The organism is Sorangium sp. So ce448 (genome assembly GCF_051520915.1).
In the GTDB taxonomy this organism is placed as follows: Bacteria; Myxococcota_A; Polyangia; order Polyangiales; family Polyangiaceae; genus Sorangium; species Sorangium cellulosum_B.
The window spans coordinates 3,340,001-3,354,582 of sequence record NZ_CP150343.1; the positions used below are offsets into that span (position 1 = coordinate 3,340,001).

General features: G+C 70.8%; 11 protein-coding genes and 1 rRNA gene (1 of these 12 cut by a window edge). 6 read left to right on the top strand and 6 right to left on the bottom strand.

Annotated features, from left to right (window positions below):
* The 3 genes from WMF45_RS12940 to WMF45_RS12950 form a co-directional block, all read left to right on the top strand.
* Positions 1-344 (top strand): 23S ribosomal RNA (locus WMF45_RS12940); it begins 2,695 nt to the left of the window's first position.
* Positions 345-917: 573 nt separating this feature from the next.
* Positions 918-2,717, top strand: coding sequence for a hypothetical protein (locus WMF45_RS12945; RefSeq protein WP_437717213.1), 1,800 nt, complete (start codon positions 918-920; stop codon positions 2,715-2,717).
* A 165-nt stretch (positions 2,718-2,882) separates the two neighbouring features.
* Positions 2,883-3,257, top strand: a complete 375-nt coding sequence (locus WMF45_RS12950) for a zf-TFIIB domain-containing protein (protein ID WP_437717214.1) — start codon at positions 2,883-2,885, stop codon at positions 3,255-3,257.
* A 226-nt stretch (positions 3,258-3,483) separates the two neighbouring features.
* Here WMF45_RS12950 and WMF45_RS12955 read toward each other — a convergent pair whose 3' ends face one another.
* The 5 genes from WMF45_RS12955 to WMF45_RS12975 all read right to left on the bottom strand — a co-directional run bounded on the left by WMF45_RS12955 (position 3,484) and on the right by WMF45_RS12975 (position 9,462).
* Complete coding sequence (locus tag WMF45_RS12955; RefSeq protein ID WP_437717215.1) at positions 3,484-4,341, bottom strand: class II glutamine amidotransferase; 858 nt, start codon at positions 4,339-4,341, stop codon at positions 3,484-3,486.
* Positions 4,334-5,752 (bottom strand): hypothetical protein, encoded by a 1,419-nt coding sequence (locus tag WMF45_RS12960; protein ID WP_437717216.1) that lies wholly within the window; start codon positions 5,750-5,752, stop codon positions 4,334-4,336. The genes WMF45_RS12955 and WMF45_RS12960 overlap by 8 nt, the downstream gene beginning before the upstream one ends.
* 8 nt (positions 5,753-5,760) lie before the next feature.
* On the bottom strand, positions 5,761-7,266 hold the full coding sequence (locus WMF45_RS12965) for a hypothetical protein (protein WP_437717217.1): 1,506 nt from the start codon (positions 7,264-7,266) through the stop codon (positions 5,761-5,763).
* A gap of 297 nt (positions 7,267-7,563) precedes the next feature.
* Positions 7,564-8,013 carry a hypothetical protein gene (locus tag WMF45_RS12970; RefSeq protein ID WP_437717218.1) on the bottom strand — a complete coding sequence of 150 codons (450 nt, stop codon included), beginning with the start codon at positions 8,011-8,013 and terminating at the stop codon, positions 7,564-7,566.
* Between the two features lie 129 nt (positions 8,014-8,142).
* Positions 8,143-9,462 carry an ATP-dependent 6-phosphofructokinase gene (locus WMF45_RS12975; protein ID WP_437717219.1) on the bottom strand — a complete coding sequence of 440 codons (1,320 nt, stop codon included), beginning with the start codon at positions 9,460-9,462 and terminating at the stop codon, positions 8,143-8,145.
* 212 nt (positions 9,463-9,674) lie between these two features.
* Here WMF45_RS12975 and WMF45_RS12980 point away from each other — a divergent pair, with 212 nt between their 5' ends.
* The 3 genes from WMF45_RS12980 (at position 9,675) to WMF45_RS12990 (ending at position 13,180) form a co-directional block, all read left to right on the top strand.
* Positions 9,675-10,055, top strand: a complete 381-nt coding sequence (locus WMF45_RS12980) for a hypothetical protein (RefSeq protein ID WP_437717220.1) — start codon at positions 9,675-9,677, stop codon at positions 10,053-10,055.
* Between the two features lie 391 nt (positions 10,056-10,446).
* Positions 10,447-11,595, top strand: a complete 1,149-nt coding sequence (locus WMF45_RS12985) for a polysaccharide pyruvyl transferase family protein (protein WP_437717221.1) — start codon at positions 10,447-10,449, stop codon at positions 11,593-11,595.
* A 16-nt stretch (positions 11,596-11,611) separates the two neighbouring features.
* Positions 11,612-13,180 carry an FAD-dependent oxidoreductase gene (locus tag WMF45_RS12990; protein WP_437717222.1) on the top strand — a complete coding sequence of 523 codons (1,569 nt, stop codon included), beginning with the start codon at positions 11,612-11,614 and terminating at the stop codon, positions 13,178-13,180.
* A gap of 41 nt (positions 13,181-13,221) precedes the next feature.
* Here WMF45_RS12990 and WMF45_RS12995 read toward each other — a convergent pair whose 3' ends face one another.
* On the bottom strand, positions 13,222-14,370 hold the full coding sequence (locus WMF45_RS12995) for an ATP-binding protein (protein WP_437717223.1): 1,149 nt from the start codon (positions 14,368-14,370) through the stop codon (positions 13,222-13,224).
* Positions 14,371-14,582: the final 212 nt, after the last annotated feature.

Consider the following 14,582-nt stretch of genomic DNA (forward strand, 5'->3'; position numbering starts at 1 on the left):
CGATTAAAGCGGTACGCGAGCTGGGTTTAAAACGTCGTGAGACAGTTTGGTCCCTATCTGCCGTGGGCGTAGGACACTTGAGAGGAGCTGCCCATAGTACGAGAGGACCTGGGTGGACGTACCTCTGGTGTTCCGGTTGTCCTGCCAAGGGCATAGCCGGGTAGCCATGTACGGAACGGATAACCGCTGAAAGCATCTAAGCGGGAAGCCGGCCTCAAGACTAGGTGTCCCGGGCCGAAAGGCCCCTAAAGACCCCTCGTAGACCACGAGGTTGATAGGCCGGGTGTGGAAGCCGAGCAATCGGCGGAGCTAACCGGTACTAATAGGTCGTGCGGCTTGACCATACTCCATGGAACGTGACGAGCCTCGTGCCCGGTGCTCGGGTGTGAGCAGCGCGTCGCAGCGTGCGAGAGACGCTTCAGAAGAGAGCCTGCATGGCGGACGTCATGCGGGCTTTTCTGCTTTTGTCTTCGCCTCGCGGGGCTGGGCCTCGCTGGGCCGGCCGGCCGGGGCGCCCGAGGGGGCCTCGTTCTTCGCGCCGCGAGGGAGGCCCTCGGTGGGCTGACCGGCCCGAGGAGACCGTGTTCGCTGCCCGACGAGACGGGGCTTCCCCGGCCCGGGGGACGGGGGCCCGGGTCCGATGCGGGCCACGGCGCCGAACGCGGCCGCCCACCGCTTCGTGCTGCGCGGGGCAAGTTTTCCACGCCGGTTCCGGATGTACGGCGCGCTGCGGGTGCGACTATGGTCGGCGCATGCGACCTCTGAGGCAGTGGCCCACGCAGACGGCGCAACGCGTCGATCTGCAAAGGGAACCCGAGCGCCGCGAGCCTTCCGACGGCGCTCGCCTCGGCGACGCGAACCCTCCGGCGGAAGCAGGGCTTCCGGCCGGAACCATGTAGTCGAGGGCGCGAAGCACGATGACGACGCACGTAGAAACCACGCTGCCGGAGGAGCAGCGAGCTGAACCGTCCGCGGATGCATCGGCAGGGCAGGGGTCGGCGGAGGACGCCGCGGAGCGCTCTCCGTCGCTGCCACGTGAGGCGGTGCGCAGGCTCGCCTCGGTCTGCTTCTGGATCACGATGGCGCTCTGCCTCGCGCTGCTGGCGTGCAAGACGGTGGTGCGCTTCGACCTGACGACGCTCTGGGACGACGCGTACATGTTCCAGCGGTACGCGCGCAACATCATCACCGACCACAGCATCGCGTGGAACCCGAAGGGGCCGCCGTCCTACGGGCTCACCTCGCTCGCCTTCATCGTCGCCGCGGTGCCGTTCCACCTCATCGCCGGCGGCAACACGAGCCTCGCGGCGATGCTCCAGAGCCTCGTCTGGGGGCCAGTCCTGCTCGTCCTGCTCGCCCTGCTCGTGCTGCGGGCGGCCGGCGACGGCAAGGTCGCGCGCCTGTCCTGCTTCGCCCTCGTCGCGTTCTGCGCCGCACGGTCCACGCTGACCGACCACTTCGTGAGCGGCATGGACACGTCGTTCGGCCTCTGCTTCCTCACCGCGTACCTGCTCCTCACGCTGCGGCTGCTCGGCCCGGCCCGGCTCGCCGGCGGGGTGGCGCTCGGCGCGTTCGGCGGGCTCGCCTTCTCGGTGCGGCCAGAACTCACGGCCTTCGCCGTCCTCGTCCCGCTCGCGCTCGTCGCGCTCGAGCGGGATCGCGACCGCCGGCGCTTCGGGCTCGCCGCCCTCGCCACGACGGCGGGCGTCCTCGCCCTCCACCTCGCGGCCGCCAAGCTGTACTTCGGCTCGCCCCTCCCGCTCCCGTTCTATGCCAAGTCGACGAACCTCTACGGATCAGGGATCCTCCGGGCCTACCGCGGCCGGCCGACCATCGATCTCGTCGACTGGCTCGAGTTCTTCTGGCCGCTCGTCACCGTCATCGCGCTCGACGTGCTCGTGGGCCTCGGCGCGCGGCAGGCGAGAACCGGCACGCCGGCAGGCGAGGGGCGGAGGGGCGGCCCCAGGGCCTTCTGGGCGGAGTCCTCGGCGTTCGACAAAGGGGTCCTCGCCGCGACGCTCCTGTGCCTCGCGTACTCGTGGATGTTCGTCGTGCCGATCATGGGGTTCTCGCAGCGGTTCTATTACGCGCCGCTGCCGGGCCTCATCTACCTCGCTTGCCGGAGCGCCGCCCGGCTCGCGCGGACGCTCTCCGACGCGATCGGCCAGCCCGCGACGGCCGCCCTGCCCCTGGCCGGCGTGGCCGCGCTGGCGATCCTCTGGCTCGAGCTGTCGACTCCCCTCGCCGCGGCAGGCAGGGACCTCGCCGGCGCCGTCGCGGCGAAGCGGCTCGGACATTTCAACATCGTCAAGCACGGCAGCACCTCGGGACCGCAGAAATACTGGTTCGCGATCGATCGCGTCTCGAAGCTCCCCGACGACCTCGTCATCGCCACGACCGAGGTCGGGATGCTCGGCGCGATGAACCTCAACAAGACGATCATCGACATGGCCGGCCTCAACGACACGCGCTTCGCGCTCGAGCCGTTCTCCGCGGACAGGTTCTTCGAGGCCTACAAGCCCGATCTCATCTATATGCCACACCCTCATTACGTGCAGATGACCGAGGATCTGACGGCCCACCGCGAGATGTCCGGCTATGTCGTCTACTCGAAGTCGAAGCTCGGGACATCCCAGTTCGGGATCGCCGTCCGGCGCGACAGCCCCTACTTCGATCGGTTGCAGCAGATCGTCAAAGAGAAGATGGCCTCGAAGTGACGTCGCGCGCCGCGCGGTGCGCGCGGTGGGGGACAGCCCGCCCGCCGGCTGGCGACCGCGCATGCTGCCGACCGCCTCCGGCGAGGCGATCGACGCTCTTCCCGCGATCCGGGGCGTCTGATACCATCGCTCCCGACAGCGGCGGACGCCGCACTGGAGCATGACGTGAACTGTCCGAAATGCACGGCCTCGATGGATATCGTCACCTTCGGCGGGATCGATGTCGACCGGTGTACGGCGTGCGGCGGGATCTGGTTCGACAGCCGCGAGAAGGAGTCCCTCAAGGCCATGGACGGCTCCCAGCAGATCGACACCGGCGACCCTTCGGTCGGGCGGAAGAACAACCAGATCCGGCGGGTGCCGTGCCCCCGCTGCTCGACGCCGATGGTGCGCATGGTCGACCCGCAGCAGTCGCACATCTGGTACGAGAACTGCAGCGTCTGCGGCGGCGTTTACTTCGATGCCGGCGAGTTCCGCGATTACAAGGAGCACACGCTGAGCGACTTCTTCCGGGACCTGTTCGCGCGCCCGCGCAGCTAGAGCGGCGGTCACCCGCTTCGGATACGGGCCCATCTCGTCGTTTTCGGTGCTCAGCGCACAGGAGTGCGCTTCCGCGCCGAAAACGCCGATCTGGACCCGTCTCCTGTGCGGGAGACCGCCGCTCTGCGGCGCGTGCACCAGAGGCGGGGGCGGGAACCGCTCTAAGGAGCCCGTCCGAGACCGCCGCTCTGCGGCGCGTGCACCAGGGGCGGGGGCGGGAACCGCTCTAAGGAGCTCGTCCGTCCGCTCCCGGGAGCGTGCTCGGCCCGGGGAGCTCGGGGCCGGAGCCCTCGCGGGCCTCGGGGAACGTCGCCAGGAGCTCGCCGGCGCGGAAGACCCACAGCGTACCGGGCGTCGCCTTGCGCCAGAGCTCGTCGCGCGTGAGCGGCTCCGTGGCCACGACCGCCATCCGCGCGTCGGGGCCGACGCCGTGGAGGTCGTTGAAATTCACCTTGAGATCCGCGTCCACGAGCGTGGCCTCGCCGAACGGGGCCTGGCGCAGGATGCAGGACAGGTGGTCGCCGCACCGGGCGAAGAGGTGCTCGCCGTCCGCGAACAGGAAGTTGAAGACGCCATCGGCGCCGAGCTCGTTCCCGAGCTCGTACAAAAGGCGCCCCAGCTCCCGCGCGTCGCCCGGGTACCTCTCGCCGAACGCGCTCCGGATCGCCTCGAGGAGGATGCAGAAGGCGTGCTCGCTGTCGGTGTCGCCGACCGGCGTCTCGACGTGGAGCTTCCGATCCCTGACCGTGGGCAAGGTGCCGTTGTGCGCGAACACGACGTGCCGGCGGTGGAGGACCCGCATGAAAGGGTGCGTGTTCTTCAGGGCCGCTCCCCCGCGCGTCATCTTGCGCACGTGCGCGATGGCGAGGGCCGTGTGGATCGGGTTCTCGCGGATGAACCGCGCGAGCGGGCTCGAGAAGGCCGGGTGATGCTCGAGGAACGTGCGCGCGAACAGCCCATCGTACAGCGAGACGCCCCAGCCGTCCGCGTGCGGCCCCGTCTGCCCGCCGCGGAGCGCGAGCCCCGTGAACGAGAACACGATGTCCGTCGGTACGTTCGAGACCATGCCAAGCAGCTCACACATGACGGGCACCCTCCCGCGGCGCGCGCGCGCCTTCGACGATCACGAGCCCCGTGACCCCGCCTCCGGCGGAGACGTTGCTGACCTCCGAGGCGGAGAGCCGGACCATGGCGCCCTCCATGCGCGTGGTGAAGGTGGGCAGCTGGCCCTCCACGCCGCGGGCGAAGACGAAGGGGCAAAGGTCGAAATAGACCTGCTCTTCCTCCAGGGCGCCGCCGCGGAACGTCGGCATGCGCGCGGTGCGCGGGCGGCGCCGCTCCTGCGCGATCCAGGGCTGATCCGCGGCGGCCCGGACTGCCTCTCTCCAGGCCGCCGGGGTCGCCGTCCACCCGAGCAGCACGCCTTTGCCGCCGTACTCGTCGTTCGGCTTCAGCACGAAGCTCTCCTGCTCTCCGAGGAGGAGCTCGACGAGATCCACCTCGCGGCCCCGCCACGCGGCGCGGCCGGCGGTCACGCGGCGCGTCCAGGGGACGTGCTCCGCGATGGCCGCGCGCTGCTCGGGCGAGAACAGGCCGGAGAACATGGGGTTGCTCAGCACGGCGAACGCCGCCTTCTTGTTGAGGGGCCTGATCCGGAACGAGTTCGCCACGTACGCCGCGCGATCGCAGTAGGCGCGGATCAGGGGGTGATTGAGGCCGCGCCGCGCGACGAGCTCCTGCGTGATCACGCGCCGGTAGACGAGATCGATCCGCTCCCCGCCCGCTCCGAGGCGGCGGCCGTCGTACGTGAGCTCGTCCGGATCGACGACCCTGGTCCGGTGCCCCTCGGCCGAGAACAGGTCGGCGAGCACCCTGAGCTCGGCCGAGGTGTCGACCGTGGCCCAGTCGACGATGGCTATCGCGGGCCGCGCCTCGCGCCCGCCCCACGCGGCGTAGCCCTCGCGCAGGGCGCCGAGGAGCGCCCGGTGCGGCGCCGGCGTGCGCAGGCCATGCGCGTCCCGGAGCGGCGCGAGGTGGGGGAGCGCCATCAGCGTCCGCTCGACGAGGATCTGGTCGGTGAGGCCGGCGGGGGAGTCGGCGTTGTACTCGATGAAGGAGAAGCCGCCGTCGGTGATCAGCATGTCGAGGCGCCCGACCGTGTGGAGCGGCCCCGGACCCGGCACGATCGCGGCGAGGGCGCGCTCGTCCGCGGAGAGCCCGACCTCCTCGGCCAGGAAGTCGTCCCGGATCGCGCGCTGCGCGACCCTCTCCAGCGCGGAGGCGATCTGCTCGGCCACGCGGGCGATCGCGGCGAGGTCCTGCTCGGCGATGAGGTAGGGCCGCAGATAGCGGCACAGCGGGCGCGCGCCGTGGACGAGCCCGAGCCGTCGCTGGGCCTCGAGGAACGCCTCGAACCGCGCGGCGTCCATCGCCCCGGGCGCGGCGAGCCGGGCGTCGAGCTGCTCCGCGAGGGATCTCGTGGCGTCCTGGCTCATCGGGGACCTCATGTCGCGCCCGCGCGCGGGGTCCCCCAGGCGTGCACGGGCGCGCCGGAGTCGACCTCGGCCATGTAGCGCTCCAGCATCTTCCTCAGCGCCTCCTCGCGTGACGCGGAGCCCGTCTCCAGCGCCGAGAGCGCGCGGAGCTGCCATGTGGCGCCGGTGATGCCCTTGGCGACCCGCGCCTCGAAGATCCGGAGATAATGGCGGGCCTCGTCCCCGTCGACCCCCGCGGTCACGAGCCCCTCCTCGACCCGCGGCAAGAGCGAGAGGAGGAGATCGCGCGCCCGGACGCACCTCGGCGCGGCCCCCGGTGCGGCCGGCCAGACGAGCTCGGCGTCGAGGCCGTAGTGCGCCGCATGGTAGAAGTTCCTCACGGCGAGCTCGAACGGGAACGACGGCAGGAGCTCTGCGATGGAGGGCGCGAGGGCGAGGATGCCTCCGAGCAGGAAGCTCCCGTTCGCGAGCATGTCATCGAGCGTGGGCCCGGACGGCAGGGCGCGAAGCTCGATCCGCAAGTGGCCGTCGCCGGCCGGATCGTACACCGGTCGATTCCAGTTCCAGACGGTGCCGTGGTGCAGGCGGAGCTCGTGGAGCTGCGGTATCCCCCCGGCCCGCGCGCAGCCCACGACGTCCTCGTCGCCGCACACGGGGAGGATGGGCTCGTGCAGCGCGACGCTCTCCATGAAGAGCTCCGCCGCGCCGTCGCGCACCCAGCCGGTCCCGAAGCCGATGCGGGCCGGCATCTTCCAGTCCGCGCCGGGCGCCGGCGGGCGATCGTCGCCTGCCTGCTTGAACACCGCCACCCGCGTCTCGTGCCACAGCCGGTGGCCGAGGAAGGTGGGCGAGTTGCACGAGGCCGCGAGCGCGGGCGCGGTCATCATCATGGCGGCGTTGAACAGCCGCGCGAAGGCGTCGGGCGTGGCCCGGAGGTGGATCTGAAAGGCGGTGTTCGCCGCCTCCATCGCGGGGTCGTCCGACGTGAGCTCCAGCGGCTCGGCGCCGTCGATCTGGATATGGAAGGGCGCCCTGCGCAGCCTGCAGAGCCCCGCGGCGAGCGCCCGGTACCGGGGCAGGTTCGTGATCGTCGCAGGGCTGAAGTCGCGCCGCTGGAAGGTCGGCAGGATGCTGACAGGGACCACGCGCGCGCCCAGCGCCGCCGCGCGCTCGCGGATCGCCTCGACGGTCGCGCGCATCTGCTCGCGCAGCGCCGAGAGCGGCCTGCCGGCGAGCGGCACCGGCTGCGTGCTGAGCTCGATGTCGAACGCGCCCATCTCCGGCGTGATCATCGGGCTCGCCGCGGCGCGCGCGATCTCCGCCCCGATCGGCACGGGGCGCGCCTCGCGATCGACGAGGAACATCTCGAGCTCGGCGCCGATCGTCGCTTCCCCGTGGCCGAACCCCGGTCGGGCGAGCACCATCTCCAGCGCCGCGAGGTTCTGCTGCAGCCGCGTCTTGAAGAGCCGATAATCGACGGTCTTGAAGTGGTCTTGCTGGATCTCGATGCCCAAGGGACCTCCCGCTGCGATCCCGGCGAGGGTCCGTCCTCCAGCACGGCGAGCGCCGTGGGCTCCAGGAGAGCTCGCCGCCGGGATCGCGATGTTCCGCCCTACGCGCCGCGCAATGCAAGCGCAGGGCCACGGACGGCGGTCTCGACATGAAGGAGGCCGGAGACCGCCCCCCGCTGGGGTAGAGCTCGATCGGTGTGGCGCGGATGCAGCCTGTGGCAAAACGCGCCGTGGGCGCTGGATGAAGGTATCCCCTGTGTTTCGCGTGGATGTCGGGGAGGTTTCATCCCGGGCGTCGGCTCATCGGTCGACGTGCGGGACGCGCTCGACAACACACGCGCCCGCCTTGCAGCGAGCGACCGAGTCCTCCTTCGGCGCCATGCACTTGGCGACCGGGCAGCTCTCGGCGGCGCAGCTCGCGGCGCGCCACTTCTGGAGCTCCGCGAGCGCGTCGCGGTGGAACGCCTGGTCGCACGGCGGGCACAGCTGGTCGCAGCACTGCCCGGCCCGCGCGCAGGACGCCACGCAGTCGGCGTCGGCCTCGCACCGAGCTTCCGACGCCGCGGCGCGCGGCTCGCCGCCGGCAGCCGGCGGGGGCTGCGCCGCAGGCGCGCCGTCGGCCCCCGGCGGGGTCTGTGACGCCGGCGGAGCCTCGACTCCCGGGGCCTGCGGCGCGGGTTCCTTGGTACAGCCGGCGAGGCAGGCGAGGCCAGCGAGCACGAGCGAGCGAGAGAGCAGCAATGTCTTCATGCCGGCCATAATGGCACGGGGAGAGCCCGCGGCGCGCGGGGAGATGGCCGATCCAACTGTTCTTTTGCGCCTTTGCGCCTTTGCGCCTTTGCGTTGAAATCTCCCTCCGGATCCCCGGCCGGACTCCCGCTAGCAGAACGAGAGCGGCTGCCCCGTGGCCTCCACGACGGCCATCCACAGGTCGTCCGTCGGGTCGACCTGCTTGCGCATGCGGACGGCCAGGGGCATCGGCACGTGCACGAAGCGACCGTGCCACCGGCCGATCAGCATCTCGGTGTTGCCCGCCATGGCCGCGTGGACCGCGTTCCGGGCCATGTTCCAGCAATACACGCTGTCCGACGGGGACGCGGGGACGCTGCGGATATGATAGCTCGGGTCCAGGTACTTCAGCGTCGCCTCGACGCCGCGCGCCCGGAAGTGCGCGTTGATGCGGTCGCGCAGGAAGAGGCCGATGTCCTTCAGCTTGAGGTTGCCGCTGAGGTCCGTCGCCATGGGCTCCGCGCTGGAGGTGCAGTGCTCTTGCATGGCGCCCTCGGCGACGACGATCACGGCGTTGCCGTGGCGGGCGAGCCGGCGCTCGAGGTGCGCGAGCAGCCCGCTCGGGCCGTCGAGCTCCGCGTGGACCTCGGGGATGAGGACCACGTCCACGTCCGCCGACGCGAGCGCCGCCGCGCACGCGATGAAGCCCGAGTGGCGGCCCATCAGCTTGACGAGCCCGATGCCGTTCTTCGCCCCCGAGGCCTCCACGTGCGCGCTGCGGATGACGTCGACGGCGGCGGCGAAGGCGCTCTCGAAGCCGAAGCTGCGGTCGATGAACTTGATGTCGTTGTCGATGGTCTTGGGCACGCCGACGACCCCGATCGACAGGCGGCGCTCCTCGATGGCCCGGACGAGCGACATCGCGCCGCGGATGGTGCCGTCGCCGCCGACGACGAAGAGGACGTTGATGCCGAGGGCCTCGAGCGTGTCCACCATCTGGTGCGGGTCCTGGTTGCCGCGGGAGGTGCCGAGCACGGTGCCGCCCATGCGGTGGATCTCCTCGACGCTCCGGGGATCCAGGCGCATCGGGGCGTGCCCGAAGCGGGCGACGAGCCCCTCGTAGCCGTAGCGGAAGCCGAAGATCTCCGGCACGCCGTAGCTCTGCGCCATCGTGAGCACGAGGCCGCGGATGACGTTGTTGACGCCGGGGCAGAGCCCGCCGCACGTCACGATGCCGGCGCGCACCTCCTTCGGATCCCAGAAGACGCGGTTGCGCGGCCCGGCCAGCTCGAACGCCGGCGGCCGCGCGCCGGAGGCGTCCGCGAGGACGGCGGACAGGCGATCGTTGAACAGCACCTTGTCGGCCTCGCCGACGTACACCGTGGCCTTCTCGCCGAGCTTCTCGGCGACGGGCGAGGGGTGCCGGCAAGGGCCGAGATCCTTGATGGCGAGGTCGGCAGGGGTCACCACGCGCAATGCCTCCAGGTGGGGAGAACAGCGCCCCTACGGCGAGCACCGCCGCGGGGACCCTGCCATGTTCGGACGGCGCGTGTTTCGGCCGCTTTTCAGGAGCGATAAGCTATCGTAACGCCGCGCGGTTCCGTTCCCACGCGAGGCGCAGCGCGCCACGCGCAGCTCCCGCTCCTCGTGAACCAGGCGCCCCCCTCGATGAGCTGAAGTCGATGGGCGTGAAGCTCCGCGTCGCCCACCGCTCCAGCGACAAGGCCGAGAGGGCGAAGACGGCGGGGCACGACGCCGTGATCCTCGACTTCGCGAAGCCGGAGACGCTGCGGCCGGCGCTCGACGGCGTCGACGCCGTGTTTCTGCTGGGGTCCGGCGGCGCCGGGCAGATCGAAGATGTGGCGGCGTCCGACGAGGCGGCGAAGGCCGGTATGGTCGCCGGCGGGATCCCCGAACTCTATGCCGATGCGATGATCGACCTCAACCGGCTCTACCGGAGCGGCGCCGGCGCCGGCGTGACCTCGGCGGTGAAGGACGTCACCGGGCGCGAGCCGATCGGCTTCGAGCGGTTCGCGCAGGACCACGCGGCCGCGCTTCGCTGAGGGGACGCGCGTCGCGCGGCAGGCCGGCTATCACAGGCGTCCAGGCGGGCGGGTCGCTGGCAGGAAAGGATTGCTGACAGGCCTCTTCCACGACATCGCCGACAGGCGCGGCCGGGGCGACGCTCGCCGCGGCTCGCACCGCGCGCAGCTCCCTGGCCGGGCGCGCCTCGTCGCCTGGCTCTCTCGAGCCACTCCGGGTCGTCCGCGCCTGCGCGTGTCCCATGCTGCGTCCTCCGCCGGCGGACATTGCGCCTCGCCGCCGCCGTGGCAAGGTCCTGCGCGGCGCTGACGATCTCGGACGACCGAGCAGGTCGCAGCTGGCGGAGGGCCGCGCTCGACGCGACGTGACGGCGCGGCGATCGAGCGGAGGCGCCCGCGGGAGGAGCCCACGATGGACAAGGCGAACCGACCGTTCCGAATCGGGATTTCAGGGTCCTACGGCGGCATGAACCTCGGCGACGAGGCCATCCTCGATGGCATCGTCACGCAGCTCCGGGAGTCGATGCCAGCGGAGATCACCGTGTTCTCGCTGTGCCCGGAGGACACGAAGATGCGCCATCAGGTGGAGCGCGTCGTCCCCGTTCGTGACCTCACACGAGTGGAATCGACCGCCGAGATCGAGCGCCTGGATCTCTTCGTCCTCGGCGGGGGAGGCATCCTGTACGATCGGGACGCGCCGGTCTATCTGAGAGAGGCGCTCATCGCGGAGGAGCGCGGCGTCCCCGTCGTGATCTACGCCGTGAGCGCCGGGCCGCTGTCGGACCCGAGCGCGAAGCAAGCCGTACGGGCGGCGCTGAACGCGGCGGACATCGTCACCGTACGAGACAAGCAGGGGCGTCGCCTGCTCGAGGAGGTGGGGGTGAATCGCGAGATCCGCCTCACGGCCGATCCGGCCCTGCTGCTGCGCGAGGAGGCGCTGCCCATCGAGGCCATCCGGGCCGAAGGGGTCGAGTTCGAGCGGCACCTCGTCGGCTTCTCCGTCAGGGAGCCGGGCCCGGCGGCGCCCGACATCGACCCTGACGAGTACTATGGCCTGCTCGCCAACGCCGCCGACTTCGTCGTCGAGCGCCTCGACGCGGACGTCGTGTTCGTGTCCATGGAACGGACGGACGTGCAGCACAGCCACGCGGTCGTCGCCCACATGAAGAACGCCGAGCGGGCAGAGGTCTTGAGGCGCCGGTACACGCCGCAGCAGATCCTCAGCCTCGTCGGGCACCTCGAGTTCGTGGTGGGCATGCGCCTCCACTTCCTGATCTTCTCGGCGCTCCGCGAGACCCCGTTCGTCGCGCTGCCCTACGCGTCCAAGGTCGCGGGGTTCATCGAGGACCTCGAGATGGAGACCCCGCCCCTCGGGAGCATCAGCTCCGGGCAGCTCATCGCCAGGCTCGATCGCTCGTGGGACACGCGTCACGAGATCCGCGCGAAGATCCGCCGGCTGCTCCCCGGCCTGAAGGCCAGGGCGAGGGAGACCAACCAGCTCGTCACCGAGCTCCTCGCGCGGCGAGCTCCGGCGGCGCAGCCCGTGCGGAAGAGCGCGTGAGCGCGGGGAGCTTGTGATGGACGTGATCCGGACCGACGTCGCCGTCATCGGCGGAGAGCTCGGCGGCTGCGCGGCTGCGCTCGCGGCGGCGCGGACGGGCCGCCGCGTCGTCCTGACGGAGGCGACTCGCTGGCTCGGGGGCCAGCTGACGAACCAGGCGGTCCCTCCGGACGAGCACCCATGGATCGAGGACATGGGGGCGACCCGGAGCTACCGCGCGCTGCGCCAGGGGATCCGGGAGTATTACCGCAGGCATCTGCCGCTCACCGCGTCGGCCAGGGCGCTCCGCGAGCTCAACCCCGGCAACGGCTGGGTCAGCCGCCTGTGCCACGATCCGCGGATCGCGGTGGCGGTCCTGCACGAGATGATCGCGCCGTATCGGCTCAACGGGCGCCTCCTCGCGCTCCATGCTCACCGGCCCATCTCGGCGTCGACGCACGGTGATCGGGTGACCGGCGTCGTGGTCCGAGGGCTGGAATCGGGGCGCGATGTGCTCCTCGTGGCCGACCTCTTCATCGATGCAACGCCTCACGGCGAGCTCCTCTCGCTCGCGGGCGTGGAGCACGCGCTCGGGGCGGAGTCTCGCGCGGAGACCAGCGAGCCGCACGCCCCCGAGCGCGCCGATCCGGGGGCCCAGCAGGCGATCACCGTCTGCTTCGCGATCGAGCACCACCCTGGAGAGGACCATACGATCGACAGGCCCTCTCAGTACGAGCGCTGGCGCTCCCTCGAGCCGCCCGGCTGGCCGGGCCGACTGCTGGACTGGACGGCGGTTCGACCCGATACACTCGAGCCCCTGACGCGAGGTCTGTTCGCCGCGGAAGACAGGCATCCCTGGTGGAGCTTCCGGCGGATCCTCGACAGGACGGTGTTCGAAGCGGGGTTCGCGCCGAGCGACATCACCATCGTGAACTGGCCACAGAACGACTACTGGTTCGGGCCCGTCTGCGGCGTCGACGAGGCGGAGGCCGCGCGGAACCTGGACGCAGCGCGGAACCTCAGCCTGAGCCTTCTGTACTGGATGCAGACCGAGGCGCCTCGTCCAGACGGCGGGGTCGGATATCCAGGCTTGCGCCTCCGCGGGGACGTGGTCGGCGGTACGGCCGACGGCCTCGCGCCAGCGCCCTACATCCGCGAGTCCCGCCGGATCCGGGCCGAGCTCACGGTGCTCGAGCAGCACATCGCGTATCCGCTCCGGCCCGACGGCCCCGCGACGTTCGAGGAGAGCGTCGGGATCGGGTGTTATCGCATCGATCTGCACCCGCGCGTCGGGGGCGCCGGGTACATCGATCTCGGCTGCTGGCCGTTCCAGATACCGCTGGGGGCGCTCATCCCGGTGCGGGTGGAGAACCTGTTGCCGGGCGGGAAGAACCTTGGCGTCACGCACATCACGAACGGCGCCTACCGGGTCCACCCCGTGGAGTGGAGCGTCGGCGAGGCGGCGGGGCTGCTCGCGACGTTCTGCCTGGAGCGCCGCGTGCTGCCGCGGCAGGTGCGCGCCCGGAGCGCGCTCCGCGAAGAGCTCCAGGCGCTCCTGGTCCGCGAGGGCATCGAGCTGGCCTGGCCGGCGCTGAGGCCGGTCTGAGCCAGCGCCGCGCCAGGGCGGGTGTCGGCGAAACAACCGCGCTACGACGAACGGGGGAGCTTGACACGGAACGTGGTGCCCTCCTCCAGCGTGCTCGTGACCTGGATGGAGCCTGCGTGCGCGTCGACGATCGATTTGACGATGAAGAGCCCGAGCCCGAGCCCTTTCGAGCGTTGCACGACCCGCTGGCTCTGCTCGCCGCGGCGAAACGGATCGAAGAGGACGGGCAGCAGCTCGGGCGGGATCGGGGTCCCGCGGTTCATCACCTCGATCACGACGCCATTCTTGTGCCCGCGCAGCTCCACCTGCACCGGCTCCTCCGGCGGGCTGTAGTCGACGGCGTTGCCGATCAGGTTCGACAGGAGCTGGCCCATCCGGCCTGGATCCCACGTGCCCCGCCCGTCGCCGTGGGCCGTGAAGCGGATGGTGTGCTCCGGGTGGGCGAGCTCGAGCTCCTCGACCACGCGCTGGCAAATCGCGCGGAGGTCGACGGGCTCCGGTTCCACCGGGAGACCCTGGTGGGAGCGGATGCGCGTCAGGTCGAGCAGCTCCTCGACCATCCGCACCGCCCTGTCCGTGCTCGCGGCGATGCGCTGGGCGAGCCTCGCCACGGCGGTCGTGACGTCCTCGCGCTTGAGCAGGGCGGCGGTGGCGAACCGGATGGCCGAGAGCGGGTTGCGCAGGTCATGCCCGAGGACCGCGATGAACAGCTCGTGGAGCGCGACGTCACGGCGGAGATCAGCCGAGCTCGTGCGCTCGTATTCGACTGCCGCGGTGATCATCACCTCGTCGAGCGCCGAGTGCACGAGCTGGGCCTCCTCGCCGCCAAGCACCACCCCTTCGCGCGCGCACAGGTCCACGATCACGGCGCGAAGGAGGCCGAGCTCGCGCAGCTCCTCCGCGAGGGAGTAGCCCTCGGCGATGCGATGCGAGACGTGCACCTTGGCGGCCTCCGAGCTGCCGATCTCCGGGCCGCTGGCTCCGTCCGGCGCGCCCGGCTGTGCGAGCTGCGCGAGTGAGTCGATGAGGTCGTCGAGGAGCTTCGGCGTGTAATCTCTCAAGTTCTCATCGGTGAGCTCGCGGGTCCGTGGGATCTTCGGTTCACTCCGCAGGTGCTCTATCCACCGGCGTACGATCTCCTCGCTTCGCTCACGGAGCAGGATCGTGATGCGCGACAACGTGTGGCTCACGTGCGTTCTCCCCACATCGACGTCGATGCGCCTCGTCATCCGGCGCGGCGCAGCTGGCCATTGTCATGGATCCCGCAAGGCCCCCCAGGAGAAACACGAGCCGGACGGGGCCAGGTAGCCGAAATGGGAGTCGTCGGCGAACGACGGCCTCGGCGGCGCTGGGGCTGCCCGCGTCGGTGGGCTCGAAGGCAGGAAGATTCCAGGCAAGGAGG